Source organism: Streptomyces winkii, from assembly GCF_032248595.1.
Classification (GTDB): Bacteria; Actinomycetota; Actinomycetes; order Streptomycetales; family Streptomycetaceae; genus Streptomyces; species Streptomyces winkii.
In genome coordinates, this window is the sequence record NZ_JASTTH010000006.1 from 191,472 (window position 1) to 212,692 (window position 21,221).

The window sequence follows — 21,221 nt, forward strand, 5'->3', positions numbered from 1 at the left end:
CGCCATGCCGGCGGACTCCCTTCCGGACGCGGATGTGATCGAGACGTTCCTCAGCAGCACGGTGGACGTGCACGGGCACGGCCCGCCCCGGCCTCTGGCGGCCGCGCTCGACGACCTCGCCGGGACGGTCGTGGGCGCGGGGGACCCCGTCCTGATCGCCATGCCCAACGGCACGTCCCTCCTGACGGCCTTCTTCGCGGTGCTCCTCCACGGTGGCGTGCCCGTTCCCCTGGCACCGGCGTCGAGTTCCGCCCGCATCACCGAAGTGGCCCGCCGGCTCGGTGCAAGTGCCCTGATCGCGCCGAGAGTTGACGCACGGCGCTACGGCGCGGCGCCCCCGCGCCCGTTCGGGGACGCCGATCTGCTGCTCCTGCCGTCGAGCGAACGGCGGCAGCACTCCCCCGGTGAGGTCATCCTGATGACCTCGGGCACCTCCGGTATCGCCAGCGGGTGCCTGCACGCCTTCGGCTCGCTGCTGGAGAACGCGGCACGGCACGCGAACGCCGTCGGCCAGCGGGAGGGCGACACGGTGCTGCTCAACCTTCCGCTGCACTACTCGTACGCTCTCGTGGCGCAGGCCCTCGCCGCGCTGGTCCGCGGCTCACGCCTCGTCATCACGGGTCCGCCGTTCACTCCGCGGACCTATGTCGAGGCGCTGCGCACCCACCAGGTCGCTCTCTCGTCCCTGACCCCGGCCGGGGTCGCACGCTTCATCGAGCAGGACCTCGCCCTGCCGGGCACACTGCGCACCCTGACCGTGGGCGGCGACCGACTGCCACCGGCCCACGTGCCGAGGCTGCTGGCGTCCCGTCCCGGACTCGAGCTCTACCTCACGTACGGCCTCACCGAGGCCGGCCCTCGGGTCACCACGCTGGCGGCGCACCGCGAGCCGCCCCACCGGTACGCGTCCAGCGGCCTTCCGCTGCACGGAGTCCGTACGCGGCTGCGGCCGTCCGGCCTCGCCGACGGCTCCCAGGAACTGCTGGTGGAATCCAGCACGGTGCTCCGCCGCAGGGTGCCGGACGACCAGAGCAGTCCGCTGGTCGCACCGGGGACCATCGCCACCGGCGACCTCTTCACCATCGACGAGGACGGATACCACTACATCCAGGGCAGGCTCTCCGACTCCGTCATCGTCAACGGCGAGAAGGTCTGGCTCCCTTCGGTCCGCGCCGCCGCCGAGGCCATCCCGGGCGTGCGCCGGTCGACGAGCCGGGTGCACGCGGAGGACGGCGACCACCGCTACGAGCTCGACGTGTACGTGGACTACCCGAGTCCGGCGCTGGCCGCGGACATCAAGAGGACCCTCTACCGCCTTCTGCTCCGCAACGAGCGCCCGCACCGCATCACCGTACGGCCGGCGCGGACCGCCGACTGGCACAAGTGACAGCGCCCATGGGCCGGTTCGGGGCCGGGTTGCGGGCCCGTACGGGACGGATCGCCGGGCTCAGCCGGTGCCCGATTCGCTGACCAGCGCCTCGTAATAGCCCTTCTGCGCCGGGTAGTAGTCGTCGAAGTCGGGCATCGGCTCGTCCGTGCGCGACGCGGCGAGCCGGTCGAGGTAGAACTCCCAGCCAGGGCCCATCTCGCCCACCATCGAGGTGTCGGTGAGGTGCTGCACGAAGCGCAGTTCGGTGATGCCGTCGCGCTCCGTGAGGTGCGCTTCCAGGTGCCATGTGCCGTAGTCGTCGACGGACGACATGGCGAGGTGGTGCGGTGGCTCGCAAGCCTCGATCTTCATCTGGCTCTCGGGGCTGCCCTCTTCCGCGGTCATGGTCACGGTGATCGTCTCCCCGGCGCCGGGGCTGCCCGTCCACGGACCGAACCAGCGGCTGGTGCGTTCGGATTCGGTGAGCGAGTCCCATACGTCGTCGATGGGTGCGCGGAACGTACGGACCAGGACGAGATCGCTGCCGTCCGCGGTGCGGGTGAGGGACCCGTTGGGCTCCGGTGTCATGCGGGCTTCTCCTTGGCTTCTGTGGTCTCTGGTGCCTCTGGTGCCTCTGTGGCTTCGGTGGCCTCGGGGGCTTCTGCCCGGGAGCGGCCCTGCCGGCGCCGCTCCCTTCGGGTGCGGTGGACCTCGGTTTCGAGGGCGTCGAGCCGGTGCTCCCAGCGGTTCGAGAACTGCTCCAGCCACTGCCGCAGTTCGATCAGCGGAGCCGTCTCCAGCCGGTAGATCCGCTCGCGGCCACGGTCCTCGGCGATGACGATCCCCGCTTCGCGCAGCACCCGCAGATGCCGGCTGACCGCGGGACGGCTGACGTCGAAGTGACCGGTGATGTCGCTGACATTGCGCGGCCGCGTGCTCAGCAGCACGAGGATCTCCCGCCGCACCGGGTCAGCCAGAGCTGCTGGGGCCTTCATGAGAGGAAAGCGTAACACGTCGGTTACGCATTTTCCCGGGGCCATCCTGACGCCCGGAGAACGCAGTCACCTCCGGGCAACGAGAAGCCCCCCACCGGCGCGTTCATCGCCGGTAGGGGGCTGTCTCCTTGGAGAGCCGCTGGATCAGGGCATGTCAGTTCCTGCCCGCGTTCCTGCGGCGCAGCCACCACACCTGGGCGCTGCCGGCAGCCACGACTGCGGCGGCGATCCCGAGGATCAGGCCGATCCGGGTGTCGGAGCCGGTGACGGGAAGGTCACCGTCCTGGTCGTTCGCCAACTCGGTCGACTGGTTCGGCGCCGAGGACGGCTCATCCCGGTTCACGGCTTCCGGGGTCGAGTCGACCGACTCCGAGTCCGGCTTCGAGGACGGCTCGTCCCCGTTCACGGCCGACGGGGCCGAGTCGTCCCGCTTGGAGTCCGACGCCGACGACGAGTTGTCCGGCTTCGAATCCGACGGAGCCGAGTCGTCCCGCTTGGAGTCCGACGCCGACGACGAGTTGTCCGGCTTCGAGTCCGACGCGGCCGAGTCGTCCGGCTTCGACGGCGAGTCAGGCTTCGAGTCCGAACCCGAGGACGGCTTGTCCGGCTTCGAGTCCGACGGGGCGGAGTCGTCCGGCTTCGACGGCGACTCAGGCTTCGAGTCCGAACCCTTTCCGCCGCCGGTTCCCTTGCCGTCGTCCGTGCCCTTGTCGTCGTCCGTTCCCTTGCCGCTGCCCGTGTCCTTGCCCTCGTCACTCGGGCAGTCCTTGTTGTCGTTGATGCAGTCCACGGCCTCCTTCATCAGCTTCTCGGGCATGACGTTGATGAAGTCGCTGTGGTCGGTGATGGGCTTGTGCAGCTGCTCCGGGAAGGAGTCCACCGCGAACGGGGTGTCAGCGTTGAGCAAGTTCTGCTGCGGGATGTCGTACTTGATCGTCTGCTGCACCTGCGGGATGTTCTGGAAGCCCTCGGGGCAGTTGCCCTCGTCGTCCGAGAACTCCATGTGGTCGCGGTGGTTGCCGCTGTCCGTGTTCTGACCGTCCCAGCAGTTCTGGAACTTGAACGTACGGATCATCTTCTTGCCCTCGGGGCAGATCGGGTACTTGTCCTTCAGCTGACGGTCCTCGAAGCCCTCGCAGCTCCATGACGCGTTGGCGTTCTCGTCGCCGTTGGTGAAGGACTTGGCGTCACCGGTGATGATCCGCAGGAAGCGCGGCATCTCGATGACCTGGTCGGCACCGCCCGAGGTCAGTTTGATCGTGGGGTCGGGCTCCAGGATGCTGCCGACGTTGAGGTCGTTGGCACCGCCGTCGCCAGGCTGGGCCTCGGCACCCTGGCCGCCGCCGACCTGGTCCTGGTCGCCCTCACCCTGACCCTGATCCTGGCCCTGGTCCTGGCCCTGGTCCTGGCCCTGGTCCTGGCCCTGGTCCTGGCCTTCGGCCGGGGGCTGCTCCTGACCCTGGTTCTGGCCCTGATCCTGACCCTGGTCCTGCTCGTCGGCCGGGGGCTGCTCCTGGCCCTGGTCCTGACCCTGATCCTGACCCTGGTCCTGGCCTTGGTCCTGCTCGTCGGCCGGGGGCTGCTCCTGACCCTGGTCCTGGCCCTGATCCTGCTCATCGGCCGGGTCCTGGCCCTGGTCCTGGTCCTGACCGGCGTCGTCACCGGCCCGCTGGCCCTGCGGCTTCTGCTGGGCCTTGTCGTCCTGCTTCTGGACGTCGCCCTCCTGCACGGCGCCCCGCTGGTCCTCGTTCCCGTCCAGTGAACGGATCACGGGCCAGTAGTGCGTCGACTGGTCACCCTTGGCGCACGTGGTGTTGGCCGCGGCCAGGGACTCGTCGCTGGACTGCGAGTTGGTGTCCTCGTTGCCCACGTAGTCGTGCACGTGGTGGGCGCCGTTCAGAACACCGGGAGCGGCGATCACGTTGTCCGAATTGAAGTGCTCGTCCTCGTTGTTGCCGCACTTCGTCTCGAAGCTGCCGCCCGGGTCGTCGGCCTTCGACTCGTTGGGCTGGACGTCTTCGATGTTGACGAAGTCCTCGGCGACCGGGCCCTGGACCTGCTTGCCGTCCTCGCCGCCGCCGTCCTGGCCCTCCTGGGTGGCCTGGTCCTGCATCATCTGGCACTGGGCCATGGACTCCATGTCACCGGGGGCCTGGCCGCCCGCGTTCTGGATGTCCTGACCCATGCTCTGGATGGTCTCCGAGCGCTCCTGCTTCAACTGCCCGAGGGCCTCCTGGGAGCTCTCCTCCTGCGAGTTCCACTGGCCGTAAGCCTGCGCGACCTGCTGGTCCAGAGTGGCGAGCTTCTGACCCACGGACTCCCTGGCGCCCTTGGGTACCTGGCCCAGTGCAAGGCTCACATCGGGACAGTCGATCGTGCTCGCGGCCGGGGTGGGGTCCTGGTCCGCCCCCGCGAAGGCGCTCACACCTATCGCCGCTGCGCCACCACCGCCAACCACCAGCGCTGCGACGATCGCTACACTTCTGTTAGCCGTGCGCGACCGTCTGTGGCCTTTTCTTCCCATATTGACTTCACTCCACTCATTTCGCGTCATTCGCGCCCCGAATTCACGAACCCGGTGGTCCTCCAGGGCTGTGAGTTGATCGAGGAAAATGGCGTTGGCCCGGGTCGTCGCGAACGACAACACCATTGAATTGCGGATCTGATCGCGTACATGGCCTAGGCCTGCAAGGCCTCAAGACGGCCGTGAGCCTAGCGCAGCCCGTCCCCCAGGACGGCGCTCTCTTGCTGATGGCACAAGTTTTTGTCATGGCTGTTGAACTCTCCCGTGTGGCCGCCTTCTTTCTTCTGAGTGCACCGCCGAGAGGATTGAATGGCGTCGTGGCAGATTTGGGCGAATTGTTGAGAGATTCCCGCGAGATGGCGCCGTGGCCCCCCTCCCCCGGCAGCGCCGAGGTGCCGGCGGTGAGGTCCTCGACGCTCCGGGAGAGCCCGCCGGCTCACACAGCAAGCGCCGACTCCGGGTAGCGGCCCGGGCGTTCGAGCACGCCTCGCGCTCCCGCATCCAGTCCGTACGCGCCCGCTGCCGAGCCCGCGGATCGATGGCCGGGACCAGGTCGGACGGGTCGCCCTGAGCGCGCTCCGGCAGCGCCCGCCGCATGCCCGCCTCCAACTAGGAGGACACGAGGCCTCGATGGGCCTCCTGGTGGGCAAAGTCCACCGTGACAGGACCCTGGCCGAGACGTGACGGCGCTGCTAAATTGGCTCGGCCATTCGACCAGTCAACCGGGGGCTCTCACTTATACGGAGCACCACATGAGCGATATCAAGCCGGACGCGGCAGGGACCACAGCCGACTCGACCCCTCACAAGCTGCCGGTCAGAACCCTCGTCGCGGCCAGCATCGGCAACGCCATCGAGTGGTACGACTGGACGGTCTACGCGACGTTCCTCATCTACTTCGCGACGCAGTTCTTCCCCTCCGACAACCCCGAACTCGCTCTGGTGAACACGACGGCGACGTACGCGGTCGCCTTCTTCTTCCGCCCCGTCGGCGGGTGGCTGCTCGGTCGCATGGCCGACGTCCGCGGCCGCAAGGCGGCCATGATCCTCACCATCCTGATGATGGCGGGCGGTTCGCTGGCGATAGGAGTGCTGCCCACCTACGAACAGGTCGGCTGGCTGGCCCCGATCCTGCTCCTGCTGGCCCGCATCTCCCAGGGCATGTCGCTCGGCGGTGAGGTCTCCAACGCCTCCGCGTATCTGGCCGAGATCGCTCCCCTGGGCCGCCGGGGCCGGTACTCGTCCTTCTTCTACATCTCGACCGGCTCGGCGCTGCTCCTCGCCTCGCTGCTGGGGGTCTTCCTCTCGGCCGTGCTCAGCGACGACCAACTGCGCTCTTACGGATGGCGCATCCCGTTCGTCATCGGCGGCCTCCTCGCCGTCGTCGGCATGTATCTGCGGCGCACCATCTCGGAGACCGAGCAGTTCGAGCAGAACAAGGGCAAGGCCGTACGCACGAAGCGGCCCCTGCTCACCACGATCACGCAGCACCCCAAGGCGGTCGGACAGCTGGTCGGCATCACGCTGCTGGCCACGCTCAACTACTACGTGTTCTTCAGCGCGCTCACGCCGTATGCCGTGAAGTCCCAAGGGGCGGACGACAACGACGTGTTCGTCGCCCTCTCGGTCGGAACGGCGCTCTTCATCGCGCTGCAGTATCCGTTCGGCGTGCTGTCGGACCGGTTCGGGCGCAAGCGGCAGCTGCTGATCTGGTCCGGTGCGCTGACCTGCCTCGTGATCCCGCTGTCCAAGCTGATCAGCCCCGGGGCCGGGCTGCCGCAACTGCTGGTGGTCTTCTGCACGGGCCTCGGCCTGTACGCCCTCCAGTCCTCCATCGCACCGGCCATCATGAGCGAGCTGTTCCCGACCGAACTGCGCGGTGTGGGCATCGGTACCTGGTACAACATCACGGTCGCGACGTTCGGCGGGACGGCGCCGCTGGTGATCACCGCCCTGTCCGACGCGGGCCACCCAGGCCTGTTCTTCGTCTACGTCACCGCGGGCGCGGCCATCGCGTTCCTGACGATCTTGACGCTGCGCGAGACAGCCCACGAGGAACTCCGGTGACCGCCGCCCTCCACCTCCTCACCGAACTGGTACGGAGGCGGACGGTGGCGTCGGACGAGGGTGTGCTGGCAGCGCTGTGCGCGGACCTGTTGCGCGACAACGGCTTCGAAGTGGCCACGCCCGGCTGGGAGGAGGGGCGAGAGCAGCTCGTCGCCCGCACCGGCTCGGGCTCCGCCCCTCTCACGGTGACCGGTCATCTGGACACGGTGCCCGCCGACCCCGCCCAGTGGACCGTCGATCCGTGGGCCGCGGAACGGGACGGCGACCGCGTGGTCGGACGCGGCACCAGCGACATGAAGTCGGGGGTCGCCACCGCGCTCGTCGCGGCCGTCGACCACGCCGCGCGGCCGCACCGGTGCCGTGGCCTGCAAGTCGTCCTGACCGCGGGCGAGGAGACCGGCTGCACCGGAGCCCTCCGTCTGCGGCGGTCGTCGCTCGCGGCCGGAGGCCCGCTGCTCGTGACCGAGCCGACGGCCAACCGCCTCGTGCCCGGCCACAAGGGCGCGCACTGGATGCGCCTGACCGCGGCGGGCCGCGCCGCGCACGGGTCCGCGCCCGAGCTCGGCGACAACGCCGTCGTGCGGCTGGCCCGTGCCGCCAGTGCGCTGCACGACCACGACGCCTGGCCGTCCCACGCGGCGTTCGGCCCGGTGACCGCGAACGTGGGTCTGCTGCGCGGCGGCGTCCAGCCCAACGTCGTGCCCGACTCCGCGGAGATGCTCCTCGACGTCCGCACCGTCCCGGGCGTGGACGGCGACGACGTGCGCTCCGTCGTCGCCGGGCTGGGCGGCGACGGCGTCCGGGTCGAGGACCACGTGGTCCTGCCCGTCGTCGACACGGACGTGCACGACCCGTTCGTCGGTCTCGTACGCGAGGCTCTGGCCGCCGCAGGCGAGGACGACCAACCGCACCCGCCCGCCCGGTACTTCACGGACGCCTCGGTCCTGGCGCAGCTGCTGTCGCTGCCCGAGGACGGCGGCCCGGCTCCGACCGTCGTGCTCGGGCCGGGTGAGCCCGACCAGTGCCATGTCGTCGACGAGTGGTGCTCGGCGTCCAAGGTCGAGGCAGCGGTGGAGATCTACCGCCACCTGTTCGACGGGTGGTGCGGCAGCTGACCCACGGACCTGTACTCCCGGACGTGACCCCGGCTGCGCCGAACAGGTCCCTGTTGGACTGCTGTGGCGATGCGAGCCGCTCCGAAGGGGTTCGCTCTCGCCTCCGGTTCCAGGCGGCGTTCCGGCTCGCAGACGCGGACTACCACCGCTGTGTCGTCGATGCTCAGGGCACCCACGCCGACGCGGACCCGCAGGCCCGCTCCCACGGCGGGCTTCGACACTGACCGCGCGCCGCGGCCCGGGCACCCGCAGAGGCTCAGTGCCGTTCCGGGTCGAACTCCAGCACCTGTGTGAGCCGGATGTTGTTGCCCGACGGGTCCCGGAACGACGTGTCGATCCCGTACGGCTGCGCCGTCGGCGGGTCGTTGAACTCCACGCCGCGGGCGGACAGTTCGTCGTACGCGGCCTTGCAGTCGTCGGTCTCCAGGAACAGCGTGCCGCCCGCGCCCTTGGCCACCAGGTCCGACAGATGAGCGCTGTCCGGCTCGTCCAGCATCGGCTGCCCCGGTACCGGCATCAGCACCAGCGCCGGACCGTCCCCGCCGGGCGGGGCGACGCACAGCCAGCGGAAGCTCCACGCCTCCATCGTCACGTCCGCCCGCACCTCCCAGCCGAGCTTCCGGGTGTAGAAGTCGAGCGCCTCGTCCTGGTCGTGCACCCAGAACTGGGCGTTGGCGATCTTGGTCGTCGTCATGGCCGCTCCTTGGTCGATTGCCTGGAATCGACGCTAAGCAGGCGGCAGCGCCGCGTCTTCTCGAAACGTGCGGTTCCGTGGCCGTCCGTAGGTCATCGCCACACAGCGGGGGATGCGCACATGCCGTGCGGTGGGCGGGTGCGCCGCGCGGTAGGCCTGCGGGGTCGTCCCGTACATCCTGCGGAAGCTCGTGGTGAACGAGCCGATGCTCCGCAGCCCGACGGCGACGCCGACAGCGGCCACCGTCCAGTCGGTCGCGAGCAGCAGCGTGGCGGCCCGCTCCAGGCGACGGGTCAGCAGGTACTGGCGCGGCGACTCTCCGAACGCGGCCTTGAAGGAGCGGCTGAAGTGGGCGGGGGACAGCGCGGCGGCGGCGGCCATGTCGGCCACGCTGAGCTCCTCGGCGTAGTGAGCGTCCGCGAGGTCCCTGGCGCGGAGCAGATGACGAGCGATCGGTACACGGGCCACGTCGTCCATTGTGCGGCCACCGGCGAGGCCGGCGGTTCGGCCTTCTCGCGGGCGGTGTCCTGCGGGCGGTGCCCTTCCCGCCGTCCCGTCCGGTGAAGTCCCGTCGGCGCAGGGTCACTTGGGACCGCGGGTGCCCGGCGTTCCGCCGAGGGCGAGTACGGCGCTGAGTACCGAGACCCCTGCGAGGGCCAGGAACAGGCCGGAATATCCGCCGAGGGGGCCGGCGAGGGCGGCTCCGGTGAAGGGGGCGAGGCCCGTGGCGATGGTGACGGGGGCGGTGAGGATGCCGCTGAGCCTGCCGTAGTGCCGGGCACCCCAGCGGTCGGTGACGGCGGTGGCTTGCAGCAGGGTCAGGTTGCCGCGGACCATGCCGACGCCGATCGAGAGGGCGATCAGGAGGGGCACCGGTCCGGGGACGACCGCGAGCGCAGCCGTGGTGAGGCCACCGGCCGCGATGAGGACGCTGGTACGGGTCGTGACCCCGGTGCGGCGCGCGACGGGCGCGTAGAAGATGCGGCCCACTGTCTGGCCGAGGCCGCCGAGCCCGAGCGCCCAGGCCGCCTGCGTGGACGTGGCGCCGCGTTCGATCAGCAGCGGGACGATGCCGATGACCACGGCGAAGGACGAGCACGCGGACAACGTCAGCGCGACGGCCAGCAGCAGGAAGGGCCGCGTCCGGGCGACCGGCCTGCTGGGAGTCGCCTCCGCTCCGGGCCGCTGGGCCGCGTGTGGCACCTCGGGCGCTGGTGGCCACGGGGCCCGCAGGGCGAGCGCGTGGGCGGGGACGGTGACCGCCGCGAGGATCACGGCCAGGGTGGCGTAGGTGGCGCGCCAGCTCAGATGCTCGCTGAGCGCGGCCGTGATCGGTGCGAAGACGGTACTGGCCAAGCCGCCGGCGAGGGTCAGGATCGTCAGCCCGCGGACGCGGTTCTCGCCCCACCAGCGGGTGACGGCGGCGAAGGCGGGAGGGTAGAGCGTCCCGGCCATGGCCGCTCCCGCGCACAGCCAGGCCCCGGTGAACACAAGGAAGTCGGGTGCCACGGCGATGGCGAGCACCGACGCCGTGCCCAGGACGGACCCGGCCGTCATCACGGTGCGCGGGCCGCGCCGGTCCAGTACGCGCCCCACGGGAATGCCCACGAGGGCGCTGACCAGCAGGGCGGCCGAGAAGGCGCCCGTCGCCGCGGTGCCCGACCATCCCGTCTGGGCGGTCAGTCGGGGCAGGAGCACGGGAAAGGCGTAGTAGAGGACGCCCCAGCTGGTGATCTGCGTGGCGCAGAGGGCGGGCAGGGCGAGCCGGGGCTGCGGCCGGGCGGCCCCCGCTCCGGTCGCGGCACTGCTGGTGTCCCCGCTGGTGCGAGAGCCGGTCAGCCGCACGTCGGCAGCCCGTCACCCGGCTTCGCCGGTTCCGTCCCGGACAGCCTGCTGCAGAAGGCCACGGCCGCCTCCAAGTGGGGGACGCGTAGCGCGAGTTGCACGCCTCACATGGTGCACCTCTCTGCGCGGTATTTCATCCGAGCGGTATGTCAGCAGCCGCGGCGTACGGCCGGGGATTCGAGGTCCCGGTCCGCACGGTGGACGGTGGGGCGCAGCAGCCCCCGCCTTCACTGCCGGATTCTCCCTGCCGGCTGTCCGGCTCGTCGAAGAGTCCGGCGCCGCCGCACACTCCCGTCTCCGGCAGTGACAGCTCGACGCGTTCGGCGGCCTCGCGGTCTCCGGCGAGTGCGGCCGCGATGGAGCGGACCTGGTCGTAGCCGGTCATCGCGAGGAAGGTCGGGGCGCGGCCGTAGCTCTTCATCCCGGCGAGGTAGAGGTTCTCCTCGGGGTGGGCCAGCTCCTTCGCGCCATGAGGGTAGACGGTGCCGCAGGAGTGGACGTTGGGGTCGATCAACGGGGCCAGTTCCACAGGCGCTTGCAGCCGTACGTCCAGCCCGAGACGCACCTCGCCGAGGAAGGACAGGTCAGGGCGGAGACCGGTCAGGACGATCACTTCGTCGACGGGTCCGAGTCGCCGGCCCTCCGCGGCGACGAGCACGAGGCGCCCGTTCTCCCTCTCGACCGCGGTCGTACGGAACCCGGTGACGGCCTCGGCGTACCCCTCGTCGACTGCCGCTTTGGCGCGCAGCCCCAGGGCACCGCGGGCGGGCAGCTGGTCGGCCTCGCCGCCGCCGAAAGTGCTCGCGCCGACACCTCGCCTCAGCACCCACGAGGTGTGGGTGCCCGGGTGTTCCTTCGCGAGGCCCGCGAGTCCGGCGAGCGCGGTGAACGCCGAGGCGCCGGAGCCGATCACGGCTGTGCGCTTGCCCGCGTAACGGGCCCGTTCGGCGGGGTCGTTGAGGTCCGGGACGCGGTAGGTGATCCGGTCGGCGGCGGCGCGCTCACCGAGGGCGGGCAGACCGTCGCCGCCGAGGGGGTTCGGGGTCGCCCATGTGCCGGACGCGTCGATGACGGCGCGTGCTGTCAGACGCTCCTCGCGACCGCCTGCCGTCACGAGGTGGACGGTGAAGGGCTGCTCCTCACGGTCGCCGTCGACCACTCTGTCCCGGCCTTCGCGTGAGACTCCGGTGACGCGGGCCCCGTAGCGGACGCGGTCTCCGAGTGCGTCCGCGAGTGGCTGGAGGTAGGACTCGGCCCAGTCGCCGCCGGAGGGGTAGGCGGCCCCGTCAGGGCGGACCCATCCGGTCGGAGCCAGGAGCTTCTCCGCTGCCGGGTCGACGACCTCGGCCCACGGGGAGAACAGCCGCACGTGGCTCCACTCCCGCACGGCAGTACCCGCGGTGGGGCCGGCCTCCAGGACCAGCGGATCCTGGTCCCGCGCGACGAGGTGAGCAGCGGCGGCCAGGCCGATCGGGCCGGCTCCGATGACCACGGTGGGCAGTGCGGCGGTGGGCTCGTTCACGGCGGCTCCCCAAGTTGTTTCGACATCTGTCTATGGCTTGTGCTGCCAGGGTCACACCTGTTTCGACACCTGTCAACATAGACACTCATCGAATCAGTCGAATCAGTGTCCCCCGTCCTCGCTCGACCCCGTTCCGTTCACGTGGCGAGGCACTCGCACCACATCCGTCCTTGTTCGACGTATGTCAAAATAGACGCATGCCGAATGCCAAGGCCCTGCCGCTGATCGAGACGGACGCGGCGCCGTGCTGCCCGCCGCTGGACGAGCGGCCGTTGACGCCCGAGGAGGCGGAGCGGGCGGCCGCGATGTTCAAGGCCCTCGGCGACCCGGTGCGGCTGCGGCTGTTCTCGCAGATCGCCTCGCACGCCGGCGGCGAGGCGTGCGTGTGCGACATCTCTGACGTCGGGGTCTCGCAGCCGACCGTCAGCCACCACCTCAAGAAGCTGCGCGAGGCCGGACTCCTGACCTCCGAAAGGCGCGGTACGTGGGTGTACTACCGGGTCGCCCCGAGCGTGATGGCCTCCATGGCACGCAGCTTCTCCGCCTCCGGCTGACAGCGGCTTCTGGCGGGCGGCGGCACGGACTTCGTTCCTGGTGCCGCTGACCGGCGCTCAGGGCTCCATGAGAACCGCGTCTTGAACGCAAACGCATACGCGCCTGTCCTCGGGACGGCGGCTGCGAGGGCCGGAGCCGTTCGGCGGTAGGCCAAGTGAAGCCGCGCTCTCCCACGGCTACGGATGAAGCGCCATCTGATCACTCCGGCTGACCAGCACGGCAGCTGGACGCCGGGCGTTACGTGCCGTCTCACTCCCCCACCCTGAGGAGGGCGAAGCGATGAAGATCACCTTGCGATCCGGCTCCCTGGCCGCCGCGGTCGGCGTGGGCCTGTCCCTTGCGGTCCTGCCCGCCGGCCCGGCCGATGCCGCCGGAGGAACTCACGTGCGGTGCAACGACATCACCGGTCTCAAGAACGCGATCAACAAGGCCAACACCAGCGGTGGTCGCATCACGCTGGCGTCCCACTGCACCTACACCCTCACCACACCCGACAACGCGGACGACGGCCTTCCGGAGATCACCGGGAACGTCACCATCTCCGGCCGCGACACCACCATCCGTCGTGCCCCGAACGCGACCCAGGACTTCCGCATCCTCCATGTCGTCTCCGGCGGCGACCTCACCCTGAACTCCCTGACGGTCAGCGGCGGTCGCCTCGCCGATACGACCGGGGGCGGCATCGCCAACACCAGCGGCACGCTGAACCTGAACCGTACGGTCGTCAGGAACAACAACGCCCTCGAAGGCGGCGGCCTCGTCAACACCGGAGGACGGCTCAACCTCGACCGCAGCACCGCCGTTCGCAATACGGCGAACGAATTCGGCGGCGGCATCCTCAACGACGGCACGTTGACGATGAAGCACGGGGCCCTGCTCAAGAACCGGGCGGTCACGAGCCTGGGTGGCGGACTGGAGAACCGGAACGGTCCCGCCTCCCTGGAGTCCGTATCGGTCCGCGGCAACACCGCCATCGAGGGCGGAGGCCTGCGCAACGCGAACGGGTCCACCCTTCGTCTGACGTCGACCACGGTCCGGGACAACATCGCTGTCACCGGCGCGGGCCTTTCGAACAACGCCAGCACCGCCACGCTCGTACGGAGCCTGGTGACGCACAACACGGCGATCACAGCCGGCGGCGGCATCGCCAACGTGGCCAACGGCCAGGTCACGCTCACCGCCAGCAAGGTCATCCGCAACACCCCCGACAACTGCACCCCCGAAGGCAGCGTCCCCGGCTGCACCAACCCCACCGGCACCACCGCCACACCGCCGTCCTCTCAACTCCCCCCGCGTTCCGACGACATCAAGCCCCGCAAGTGAGCCGCAGGGCGGGACCCGAGAGTGGGTCCCGCCCTGCGCCCGTCGCCTCGGGAGCCGGTGATCAACACGAGTGAACGAGGTGCGGTCGTGTCATCGGGCTGACAGCGCGTCGGACGGCGCGAACTTCCGTCGCCAGGCCAGCGATACGTACACCAGGGCCACCAGAACCGGCACCTCGATCAGCGGGCCGACGACGCCGGAGAGCGCCTGGCCCGAAGTGACGCCGAAGGTGGCGATGGCCACCGCGATGGCCAGCTCGAAGTTGTTGCCCGCCGCGGTGAAGGCGAGGGTGGCGGTGCGGTCGTAGCGGATGCCGAGGCTCTTGCCGAGGACGAACGAGCCGAACCACATCAGCGCGAAGTAGGCGAGCAGCGGCAGCGCGATACGGGCGACGTCCAGGGGCTGCGAGGTGATCGTCTTCCCTTGCAGGGCGAAGAGGATGACGATGGTGAACAGCAGCCCGTACAGGGCGAACGGCCCGATCTTCGGCAGGAACCGGTTCTCGTAGGACTCGCGGCCCATCTTCTTCTCGCCGATGCGGCGGGTGAGGAAGCCCGCCAGCAGCGGGATGCCGAGGAAGATGACGACGTTCCAGGCGATCTTCCACATGGAGATGTCCAGTTGCTCGCCCTCTCCGAGGCCGAGCAGGCCGGGCAGCAGGCCCAGGTAGAGCCAGCCGAGCAGGCCGAACGCCAGCACCTGGAAGAGCGAGTTGAGGGCGACGAGGACGGCGGCGGCCTCGCGGTCGCCGTATGCCAGGTCGTTCCAGATGACGACCATGGCGATGCAGCGGGCCAGGCCCACGATGATCAGGCCCGTGCGGTACTCGGGCAGGTCCGGCAGGAAGCTCCAGGCCAGGGCGAACATCACTGCCGGCCCGAGGATCCAGTTGACGACCAGTGAGGAGAGCATGAGCCTCCGGTCGCCGGTGACCGCGTCCAGCTTGTCGTAGCGGACCTTGGCCAGCACCGGATACATCATCACCAGCAGCCCCACGGCGATCGGCAGCGAGATGCCGCCGATCTCGACCTGGCTGAGCGCGCTGTCCAGGCCGGGGACGAGCCGTCCGAGACCGAGCCCGAGGCCCATGGCGATCACGATCCACACCGCGAGGAAGCGGTCCAGCGTGGACAGTTGGGCGACGACCCCGGGCTCAGACTCCGGGGTCGTGGCCGTGGACGTAGTCGTAGCCGTGGACGTCGAAGGTTCGGTGCGTGTCACTGACATGCCCTCTTCTTGTCGGCGGCGGCAGTGGCACGAGCAGTCGCAGCGAGGTCCGAGAAGGAGCCGGCCACGGCCTCGATGACGTCGGGCCGCAGCTTGTAGTACGTGAAGCGGCCGCACGGTTCGGTATCGACGACCCCCGCGTCCCGCAGCACCTTCAAGTGGTTGGAGAGGTTGGTCTGACGGGCACCGGTCTCCTCCACCAGGTGCGTCGTGCAGAGGGTCTCGTGGGCCAGCAGGGTCACGATCCGGAGCCTGAGCGGGTCCGCGAGAACGCGGATCAGGTCAGTGTCGACTGACGTCAGCATGTGCTGATACTTTCACATCAGTCAGCGCTGACACCAGCGCCCGCCGACTCGTAGAACTTCCGGAAGAGGGTCCGACCTCATGCCCACTCCCATCGCGTCCGTGCTGTTCGTCTGCGTGCACAACGCCGGGCGCTCCCAGATGGCAGCCGGCTTTCTCTCCCACCTCGCAGGTGACCAGGTGGACGTCCGATCGGCCGGATCCCTGCCCGCCGAGGACGTCAACCCTGCCGCCGTCGAGGCCATGAAGGAGGTGGGCATCGACATCTCCGACAGCAGACCCAAGGTCCTCACCACCGACGCCGTCCGGGCTTCCGACTACGTCATCACCATGGGCTGCGGCGACGCCTGCCCGGTCTTTCCCGGCAAGAGGTATCTGGACTGGGAGCTCGACGACCCCGCCGGCAAGGGAGTTGAAGCCGTGCGGCCCATCCGGGAACAGATCAAGATCCGTGTCGAGGCGCTCATCGCCGAGATCCATCGGGAGGGCACTCCGGGCCCCGGCTGATCCGCGGACCAGCCGGGGCCCGTCGCCGTGTCAGATGTCAGACCGTGAGGACGATCTTCCCGCGGGTGCGTCCCGCCTGGCTCAGGCGCCATGCCCGCGCCGCCTCGGCCAGCGGAAGGGACTCTTCCACGTGCACCTTCAGCTTGCCGCTGTCCGCGAGTTCCGCGAGGAACGCCAGGTCGTCCGCGTCCGGGCGCACCCAGACGTAGTGTCCGCCCTTCTGCGTGACCTCGCCCTCGGCGATCGACGCCACGCGGTCGGCCCGCTCGACGAGGGACAGCGAGACGTCGACGGCGCCGCCGCCCACGAAGTCGAGGGCCGCGTCGACGCCGTCGGGCGTCAACTGCCGTACGCGGTCGGCCAGTCCGTCCCCGTACGTGACCGGTTCCGCCCCGAGTGAGCGCAGGAACTCGTGGTTCCGTTCGCTCGCCGTGCCGATGACCCGCGCCCCGAGGGCGACCGCGATCTGCACGCCGAGGGAGCCGACGCCGCCCGCCGCGGCATGGATCAGCACCGTGTCCCCGCTCCCGGCGGCGACGCGCTTCAGGGTCCGGTACGCGGTGAGCCCGGCCAGCGGCACGCCCGCCGCCTCCTGCCAGTTCAGCGAGGCGGGCTTTCTGGCCAGCGTGCGCACGGGCGCGGAGACCAACTCCGCGTATGTGCCGTTCTGCGCCCAGTCCTTGCGGACGTATCCGTAGACCTCGTCGCCCGGTGCGAACTCCCCCGCGTCGAAGCCCGTACGTTCCACGACCCCGGCGACGTCCCACCCGGGGATCAGCGGGAACCCGTACTCCATGACCGGGTCGAGCCCTCCGGCGGCGAGCTTCCAGTCGACCGGATTGACCCCGGCCGCCTTCACCCGGACCAGCACCTCCCCCGGTGCCACCTTCGGCTCCGGAAGGTCGACGAGCTTCAGGTCGTCCGGTGACCCGTACTTCTCCAGTGCGATTGCTTTCATGGGCGCTCCAACCCCGTTCGGGTGTGGATCATTCCGGTCACGGTAGCCCTGATGCGGCAGGGACTTCATCCGCCCTGGCCGCTCCACCCGGCGCCTGCTTCGCGGAGTCGACGGTGCCGAGGGCGCCCCGCGCTGTCAGAGGACGCGGCTGGATTCCGGCCCGTCCCGGCACTCTCCGACGGAACTCTCCGACGAACCCTCAGGAGCAGGCAGCGCGTATGGAACCGACCTTCGAAGCCGGGTCCGGCTCAGGCCGGTGCGCCGAGGGACTCGACTGCCCTGACCAGGGGCGCGAGTTCGGCGTCCTTGGCCGCCTCGTCGAGCGCTTCGCGGACCGCGGTGTCGTTGGTGGGCCTGGCCTCGGCGAGGAGAGTGAGGCCGGCGTCGGTGACGTCGGTGTAGATGCCCCGCCTGTCCGTCGGGCAGAGATAGCGCGACAGCAGGCCGCGGTCCTCCAGGCGCGTCACCAGACGGGTTGTGGCGCTCTGGCTGAGCACGACCGCGTCCGCGACCTGCTTCATCTGGAGATGGCCGCCGGGACCGGAGTGCTGACGGCTCAGTACGTCGAGGAGCGAGAACTCGCGGACGCTGAGGCGGTGCCCGGACTGCAAGGCACGCTCGATGTGCGTCTCGATGCGGCCGTGCAGCAGGGACAGTGCGCACCAGCTCTGGGCGAGGGCGGTCATCGCCGGGTCCGTCGCGGTCATCTCCGTCTTCCTCCTCGAAGCAGGAACCTGCCGGTGCCAAGGGTAGAGCAGCGGCACAATATCCCGCTAACGCCGTTATGGCTCGTCTGCAATTACCTCCGCGAGGTCCGCGGGGTCCGCGACCGCGTGCACATCCGAGACGGGCATCGCTCAGTCGTTACCGGCGGGGAGCCATATAGCGCGTTTGCAACTAGCCGCGCCCGCAAGTAGGTTCCGGGATGCGGGCTTCCGCGCACCGGGAGCCCGCACCCCTGCACGCCTGCGTCCCCGCGCCTGTAACGACTGGCGGTCGCTCCTGCCCCGGGGGACGGGAGGGAAGCCGCCACGAAGGAAGGACCCCATGCAGATCGACCTGTCCGGCCGTACCGCCGTCGTCACCGGCTCCACCGCCGGGATCGGCAAGGCCGTCGCCGTCGCGCTGGCGGCTGCCGGCGCCGACGTCGTGGTCAACGGACGCGACGCGGCACGCACCGCGGCGGCGGCTCGTGCCGTCGCCGAGGAGACGGCCGCGAATTCCGTACGCCCCGTGGCTGCGGACGTGTCGACCGCGGAGGGCACGCGCCGGCTCATCGAAGCCGTGCCCGACTGCGACGTCCTGGTGAACAACACCGGCATCTTCTCGGCCGCCCCGGTCTTCGAGATCCCGGACGAGGAGTGGCAGCGCTTCTTCGACGTCAACGTCCTCAGCGGGGTGCGGCTGGCGCGGCACCACACTCCGCGGATGGTCCGGCGCGGCTGGGGGCGGGTCCTCTTCATCAGCAGCGAATCGGCCGTCATGACGCCGACCGAGATGGTCCATTACGGCATGACGAAGACGGCGCAGCTCGCGCTCTCCCGCGGCATGGCCCAGGAGGTGGCGGGCACTGGTGTCACCGTGAACTCCGTACTGCCGGGCCCGACCCTCACCCCCGGTGTCGAGGAGTTCATCACCGACCGCGTCGGACCTGGCGTTCCGTTCGAGGAGGCCGAGCGGGCGTTCATCAAGCAGGAGCGTCCGACGTCGCTGCTGGGCAGGCTGATCCGTCCGCACGAGGTCGCATCGCTCGTCCTCTACGCGGCGTCCGAGCAGGCTTCGGCGACCACCGGGGCCGCTCTGCGCGTCGACGGCGGCGTGGCTCCGACCCTCATACCTTGATCACGAGCCCGGGCCCGGCACCCCGGGCAGGAAAGGAATACACACGATGACCACCACCCCCCGGATCGCCCTCAACAACGGTGTCGACATCCCGCAGTTGGGCTTCGGCGTCTTCCAGGTCCCGGCCGACGAGACCGCCGCGGCGGTCGGCACGGCACTCGAAGCCGGCTACCGCAGCATCGACACCGCCGCCGTCTACGGCAACGAGGAGGGCGTCGGACGCGCGATCGCCGCCTCCGGCGTCCCCCGCGACGAGCTGTTCGTCACCACCAAGCTGTGGAACGACGATCAGGGCTACGACGAGGCGCTCCGCGCCTTCGACGCCTCGCTGGAGAAGCTGGGCCTCGATCACGTCGACCTCTACCTCATCCACTGGCCGCTGCCGGCGCGCGACCGGTACCTCGACTCCTGGCGGGCGCTGGAGAAGATCCACGCCGACGGCCGCGCGAGGGCCATCGGCGTCTCCAACTTCCAGCCCGCCCACCTGACCCGGCTGCTGGAGAACTCGGACGTCGTACCCGCCGTCAACCAGATCGAGCTGCATCCCCAGCTCCAGCAGGGCGAGTTGCGCGCCTTCCACGCCGAGCACGGCATCGCCACGGAGGCCTGGAGCCCGCTGGCCCAGGGCGCGCTGCTCCAGAACCCGGCCATCACCGCCATCGCGGAGACACACGGCAAGACTCCGGCCCAGGTGATCCTCCGCTGGCACATCCAGATCGGGAACGTCGTCATCCCCAAGTCGGTCACGCCCGAGCGCGTACGGCAGAACTTCGACGTCTTCGACTTCGCGCTCTCCGACGATGACGTCGCGGCCATCGGCTCGCTCGACGAGGGCACCCGCATCGGCCCCGACCCCGACAAGCTCAACTGACGTACTGCCGCGCGGCCGCCGTCCCATGACGTGACGGCGGCGCGGCATCCGAGAGGCGCCGCCCTGTTCCCCCGAGGGCGGCGCCTCGTCGCTGTCCGGACTCCGCCGTCCGGATGCGGGTGTCCGGTCGCGTCTCGGGCGCCGAGCGTGGCACAGCTAATGCGCGCGTAGCCCGCGCTTGCAACTACATGCGTACGCAACTATTGTGTGCGCCAGTAACGCGCATCCTCAACTCCTCCCGGAAGGGCTCGCCTTGCCTCTCGCGCTCCTCGCTCTCGCCGTCGGGGCCTTCGGAATCGGAACCACCGAATTCGTCATCATGGGCCTGCTCCCGCAGGTGGCCGGCGACCTGAATGTCTCGATCCCCACCGCGGGCCATCTGGTGACGGGCTACGCCCTCGGGGTCGTCATCGGTGCACCGCTCATGTCGGTCCTCGGCACCAAGGTGCCGCGCAAGCGGATGCTCATGCTGCTGATGGGCCTGTTCATCGTCGGCAACGCGCTCTCCGCGCTCGCCCCCGGCTTCGGGCTGATGCTCACCGGCCGGGTCGTGGCGTCCCTCGCACACGGCGCCTTCTTCGGGATCGGCTCGGTGGTCGCCGCCGAACTGGTCGCGCCGGAGCGGCGAGCGGCCGCGATCTCGATGATGTTCACCGGCCTCACCGTCGCCAACGTCGCCGGAGTGCCCCTCGGCACCTTCCTCGGCCAGGCCGCCGGCTGGCGGGTCACCTTCCTCGTCGTGGCCGGACTCGGCGTGCTGGGCCTGGCCGGAGTCGCCGCGCTCGTGCCGGACATGCCCCGCCCCGAGGGCGTACGGCTGCGCCACGAAGCGGCCGCGTTCAAGAACGCGCAGGTGCTCCTCGCCATGGCGATGACCGTGCTCGGCTTCGGAGGGGTCTTCGCCGCCATCACCTACATCACGCCGATGATGACGCACGTCGCCGGGTTCGCCGACTCGTCCATCACGCCGCTTCTCGTCCTCTTCGGGCTCGGCATGGTCGGCGGGAACCTGCTCGGCGGGCGGTTCGCCGACCGGGCGCTGATGCCCATGCTCTACGTGTCGCTGGGCGCGCTCGCCCTCGTACTGGCGCTCTTCACGCTCACCGCGCACGACAAGGCCGCGGCCGCGGTGACCATCACCCTGATCGGGGCGCTGGGCTTCGCGACCGTACCGCCGCTCCAGAAGCGCGTGCTCGACCAGGCGCACGGTGCGCCGACTCTGGCCTCCGCGGTCAACATCGGCGCCTTCAACCTCGGGAACGCGCTGTCCGCCTGGCTCGGCGGCGTCGTCATCGCGGCGGGCCTGGGCTATACCGCGCCGAACTGGGTGGGCGCGGCGCTGGCCGCCTCGGCGCTCGTCCTCGCGGTCGTCTCCGGTGCGCTGGAGCGCGGCCGGGTCGACCGGGGCGACCGGGGCAGCCGAGGAGGGGACGGCGGCGGCTCGTACGGAGCGAAGGCCGCCGCGGCCGACGAGCCCACGGCGCAGGCAGGGACCCGGGGTTGAG

Annotated in this window: 20 protein-coding genes; 9 read left to right on the plus strand and 11 right to left on the minus strand. The window is 70.1% G+C overall.

Annotated features, from left to right (window positions below):
* Positions 1-4: 4 nt before the first annotated feature.
* Positions 5-1,387 (plus strand): class I adenylate-forming enzyme family protein, encoded by a 1,383-nt coding sequence (locus tag QQM67_RS19750; protein ID WP_314175287.1) that lies wholly within the window; start codon positions 5-7, stop codon positions 1,385-1,387.
* A 60-nt stretch (positions 1,388-1,447) separates the two neighbouring features.
* On the opposite strand, the gene QQM67_RS19755 is transcribed toward QQM67_RS19750, so the two are convergent.
* From QQM67_RS19755 to QQM67_RS19765, 3 genes are all read right to left on the minus strand, one after another.
* Positions 1,448-1,957, minus strand: coding sequence for an SRPBCC family protein (locus QQM67_RS19755; RefSeq protein ID WP_314175289.1), 510 nt, complete (start codon positions 1,955-1,957; stop codon positions 1,448-1,450).
* Entirely contained in the window at positions 1,954-2,364 is a 411-nt protein-coding gene (locus QQM67_RS19760; RefSeq protein WP_314175290.1) for an ArsR/SmtB family transcription factor, read from the minus strand. The genes QQM67_RS19755 and QQM67_RS19760 overlap by 4 nt, the downstream gene beginning before the upstream one ends.
* A gap of 154 nt (positions 2,365-2,518) precedes the next feature.
* Complete coding sequence (locus QQM67_RS19765; RefSeq protein ID WP_314175291.1) at positions 2,519-4,789, minus strand: DUF1996 domain-containing protein; 2,271 nt, start codon at positions 4,787-4,789, stop codon at positions 2,519-2,521.
* A gap of 851 nt (positions 4,790-5,640) precedes the next feature.
* On the opposite strand from QQM67_RS19765, the gene QQM67_RS19770 reads away from it, so the two are divergent.
* Together QQM67_RS19770 and QQM67_RS19775 are read left to right on the plus strand one after the other, a co-directional pair.
* Positions 5,641-6,954 carry an MFS transporter gene (locus tag QQM67_RS19770; protein ID WP_314175292.1) on the plus strand — a complete coding sequence of 438 codons (1,314 nt, stop codon included), beginning with the start codon at positions 5,641-5,643 and terminating at the stop codon, positions 6,952-6,954.
* Positions 6,951-8,069, plus strand: a complete 1,119-nt coding sequence (locus QQM67_RS19775; RefSeq protein ID WP_314175293.1) for a M20 family metallopeptidase — start codon at positions 6,951-6,953, stop codon at positions 8,067-8,069. Before QQM67_RS19770 ends, QQM67_RS19775 begins: the two co-directional genes overlap by 4 nt.
* A 256-nt stretch (positions 8,070-8,325) precedes the next feature.
* Here QQM67_RS19775 and QQM67_RS19780 read toward each other — a convergent pair whose 3' ends face one another.
* From QQM67_RS19780 to QQM67_RS19800, 4 genes are all read right to left on the minus strand, one after another.
* A complete protein-coding gene (locus tag QQM67_RS19780; RefSeq protein ID WP_314175294.1) occupies positions 8,326-8,763 on the minus strand; it encodes a VOC family protein in 438 nt (145 codons plus the stop codon).
* 33 nt (positions 8,764-8,796) lie between these two features.
* Positions 8,797-9,240, minus strand: coding sequence for an AraC family transcriptional regulator (locus tag QQM67_RS19785; protein WP_314175295.1), 444 nt, complete (start codon positions 9,238-9,240; stop codon positions 8,797-8,799).
* A 105-nt stretch (positions 9,241-9,345) separates the two neighbouring features.
* Positions 9,346-10,602: an MFS transporter gene (locus QQM67_RS19790; RefSeq protein ID WP_314175622.1), complete on the minus strand. Its 1,257-nt coding sequence runs from the start codon at positions 10,600-10,602 to the stop codon at positions 9,346-9,348.
* A 139-nt stretch (positions 10,603-10,741) separates the two neighbouring features.
* Positions 10,742-12,130 carry an NAD(P)-binding domain-containing protein gene (locus QQM67_RS19800; RefSeq protein ID WP_314175296.1) on the minus strand — a complete coding sequence of 463 codons (1,389 nt, stop codon included), beginning with the start codon at positions 12,128-12,130 and terminating at the stop codon, positions 10,742-10,744.
* A 197-nt stretch (positions 12,131-12,327) separates the two neighbouring features.
* Here QQM67_RS19800 and QQM67_RS19805 point away from each other — a divergent pair, with 197 nt between their 5' ends.
* Both QQM67_RS19805 and QQM67_RS19810 read left to right on the plus strand, forming a co-directional pair.
* On the plus strand, positions 12,328-12,684 hold the full coding sequence (locus QQM67_RS19805; RefSeq protein ID WP_314175297.1) for an ArsR/SmtB family transcription factor: 357 nt from the start codon (positions 12,328-12,330) through the stop codon (positions 12,682-12,684).
* 280 nt (positions 12,685-12,964) lie between these two features.
* Positions 12,965-14,008: a right-handed parallel beta-helix repeat-containing protein gene (locus tag QQM67_RS19810; protein WP_314175298.1), complete on the plus strand. Its 1,044-nt coding sequence runs from the start codon at positions 12,965-12,967 to the stop codon at positions 14,006-14,008.
* Positions 14,009-14,098: 90 nt separating this feature from the next.
* On the opposite strand, the gene arsB is transcribed toward QQM67_RS19810, so the two are convergent.
* Positions 14,099-15,235, minus strand: a complete 1,137-nt coding sequence (gene arsB / locus QQM67_RS19815) for an ACR3 family arsenite efflux transporter (RefSeq protein WP_314175299.1) — start codon at positions 15,233-15,235, stop codon at positions 14,099-14,101.
* The gene (locus QQM67_RS19820; RefSeq protein ID WP_314175300.1) at positions 15,226-15,540 is read right to left on the minus strand and encodes an ArsR/SmtB family transcription factor; all 315 of its coding nucleotides are present in this window, start codon (positions 15,538-15,540) and stop codon (positions 15,226-15,228) included. The genes arsB and QQM67_RS19820 overlap by 10 nt, the downstream gene beginning before the upstream one ends.
* A gap of 79 nt (positions 15,541-15,619) precedes the next feature.
* Between QQM67_RS19820 and QQM67_RS19825 the strand changes: the two genes are divergently transcribed.
* Positions 15,620-16,045 (plus strand): arsenate reductase ArsC, encoded by a 426-nt coding sequence (locus QQM67_RS19825; RefSeq protein ID WP_314175301.1) that lies wholly within the window; start codon positions 15,620-15,622, stop codon positions 16,043-16,045.
* A gap of 37 nt (positions 16,046-16,082) precedes the next feature.
* Here the strand turns inward: QQM67_RS19825 and QQM67_RS19830 are convergent, their stop codons facing one another.
* Both QQM67_RS19830 and QQM67_RS19835 read right to left on the minus strand, forming a co-directional pair.
* Positions 16,083-17,003, minus strand: coding sequence for an NADP-dependent oxidoreductase (locus tag QQM67_RS19830; protein WP_314175302.1), 921 nt, complete (start codon positions 17,001-17,003; stop codon positions 16,083-16,085).
* Positions 17,004-17,251: 248 nt separating this feature from the next.
* The gene (locus QQM67_RS19835; protein WP_314175303.1) at positions 17,252-17,710 is read right to left on the minus strand and encodes a MarR family winged helix-turn-helix transcriptional regulator; all 459 of its coding nucleotides are present in this window, start codon (positions 17,708-17,710) and stop codon (positions 17,252-17,254) included.
* Positions 17,711-18,050: 340 nt separating this feature from the next.
* Between QQM67_RS19835 and QQM67_RS19840 the strand changes: the two genes are divergently transcribed.
* The 3 genes from QQM67_RS19840 (at position 18,051) to QQM67_RS19850 (ending at position 21,220) form a co-directional block, all read left to right on the plus strand.
* The gene (locus QQM67_RS19840; RefSeq protein ID WP_314175304.1) at positions 18,051-18,845 is read left to right on the plus strand and encodes an SDR family NAD(P)-dependent oxidoreductase; all 795 of its coding nucleotides are present in this window, start codon (positions 18,051-18,053) and stop codon (positions 18,843-18,845) included.
* Between the two features lie 46 nt (positions 18,846-18,891).
* Positions 18,892-19,716, plus strand: coding sequence for an aldo/keto reductase (locus QQM67_RS19845; protein WP_314175305.1), 825 nt, complete (start codon positions 18,892-18,894; stop codon positions 19,714-19,716).
* 253 nt (positions 19,717-19,969) lie between these two features.
* A complete protein-coding gene (locus QQM67_RS19850) occupies positions 19,970-21,220 on the plus strand; it encodes an MFS transporter (protein ID WP_314175306.1) in 1,251 nt (416 codons plus the stop codon).
* Position 21,221: the final 1 nt, after the last annotated feature.

Coding starts and splice junctions, on each gene's coding strand:
- QQM67_RS19750 (WP_314175287.1), top strand. CDS start 5: ATGCCGGCGGACTCCCTTCCGGACGCGGATGTGATCGAGACGTTCCTC.
- QQM67_RS19755 (WP_314175289.1), bottom strand. CDS start 1,957: ATGACACCGGAGCCCAACGGGTCCCTCACCCGCACCGCGGACGGCAGC.
- QQM67_RS19760 (WP_314175290.1), bottom strand. CDS start 2,364: ATGAAGGCCCCAGCAGCTCTGGCTGACCCGGTGCGGCGGGAGATCCTC.
- QQM67_RS19770 (WP_314175292.1), top strand. CDS start 5,641: ATGAGCGATATCAAGCCGGACGCGGCAGGGACCACAGCCGACTCGACC.
- QQM67_RS19780 (WP_314175294.1), bottom strand. CDS start 8,763: ATGACGACGACCAAGATCGCCAACGCCCAGTTCTGGGTGCACGACCAG.
- QQM67_RS19785 (WP_314175295.1), bottom strand. CDS start 9,240: ATGGACGACGTGGCCCGTGTACCGATCGCTCGTCATCTGCTCCGCGCC.
- QQM67_RS19805 (WP_314175297.1), top strand. CDS start 12,328: ATGCCGAATGCCAAGGCCCTGCCGCTGATCGAGACGGACGCGGCGCCG.
- QQM67_RS19810 (WP_314175298.1), top strand. CDS start 12,965: ATGAAGATCACCTTGCGATCCGGCTCCCTGGCCGCCGCGGTCGGCGTG.
- arsB (WP_314175299.1), bottom strand. CDS start 15,235: ATGTCAGTGACACGCACCGAACCTTCGACGTCCACGGCTACGACTACG.
- QQM67_RS19820 (WP_314175300.1), bottom strand. CDS start 15,540: ATGCTGACGTCAGTCGACACTGACCTGATCCGCGTTCTCGCGGACCCG.
- QQM67_RS19825 (WP_314175301.1), top strand. CDS start 15,620: ATGCCCACTCCCATCGCGTCCGTGCTGTTCGTCTGCGTGCACAACGCC.
- QQM67_RS19830 (WP_314175302.1), bottom strand. CDS start 17,003: ATGAAAGCAATCGCACTGGAGAAGTACGGGTCACCGGACGACCTGAAG.
- QQM67_RS19835 (WP_314175303.1), bottom strand. CDS start 17,710: ATGACCGCGACGGACCCGGCGATGACCGCCCTCGCCCAGAGCTGGTGC.
- QQM67_RS19840 (WP_314175304.1), top strand. CDS start 18,051: ATGCAGATCGACCTGTCCGGCCGTACCGCCGTCGTCACCGGCTCCACC.
- QQM67_RS19845 (WP_314175305.1), top strand. CDS start 18,892: ATGACCACCACCCCCCGGATCGCCCTCAACAACGGTGTCGACATCCCG.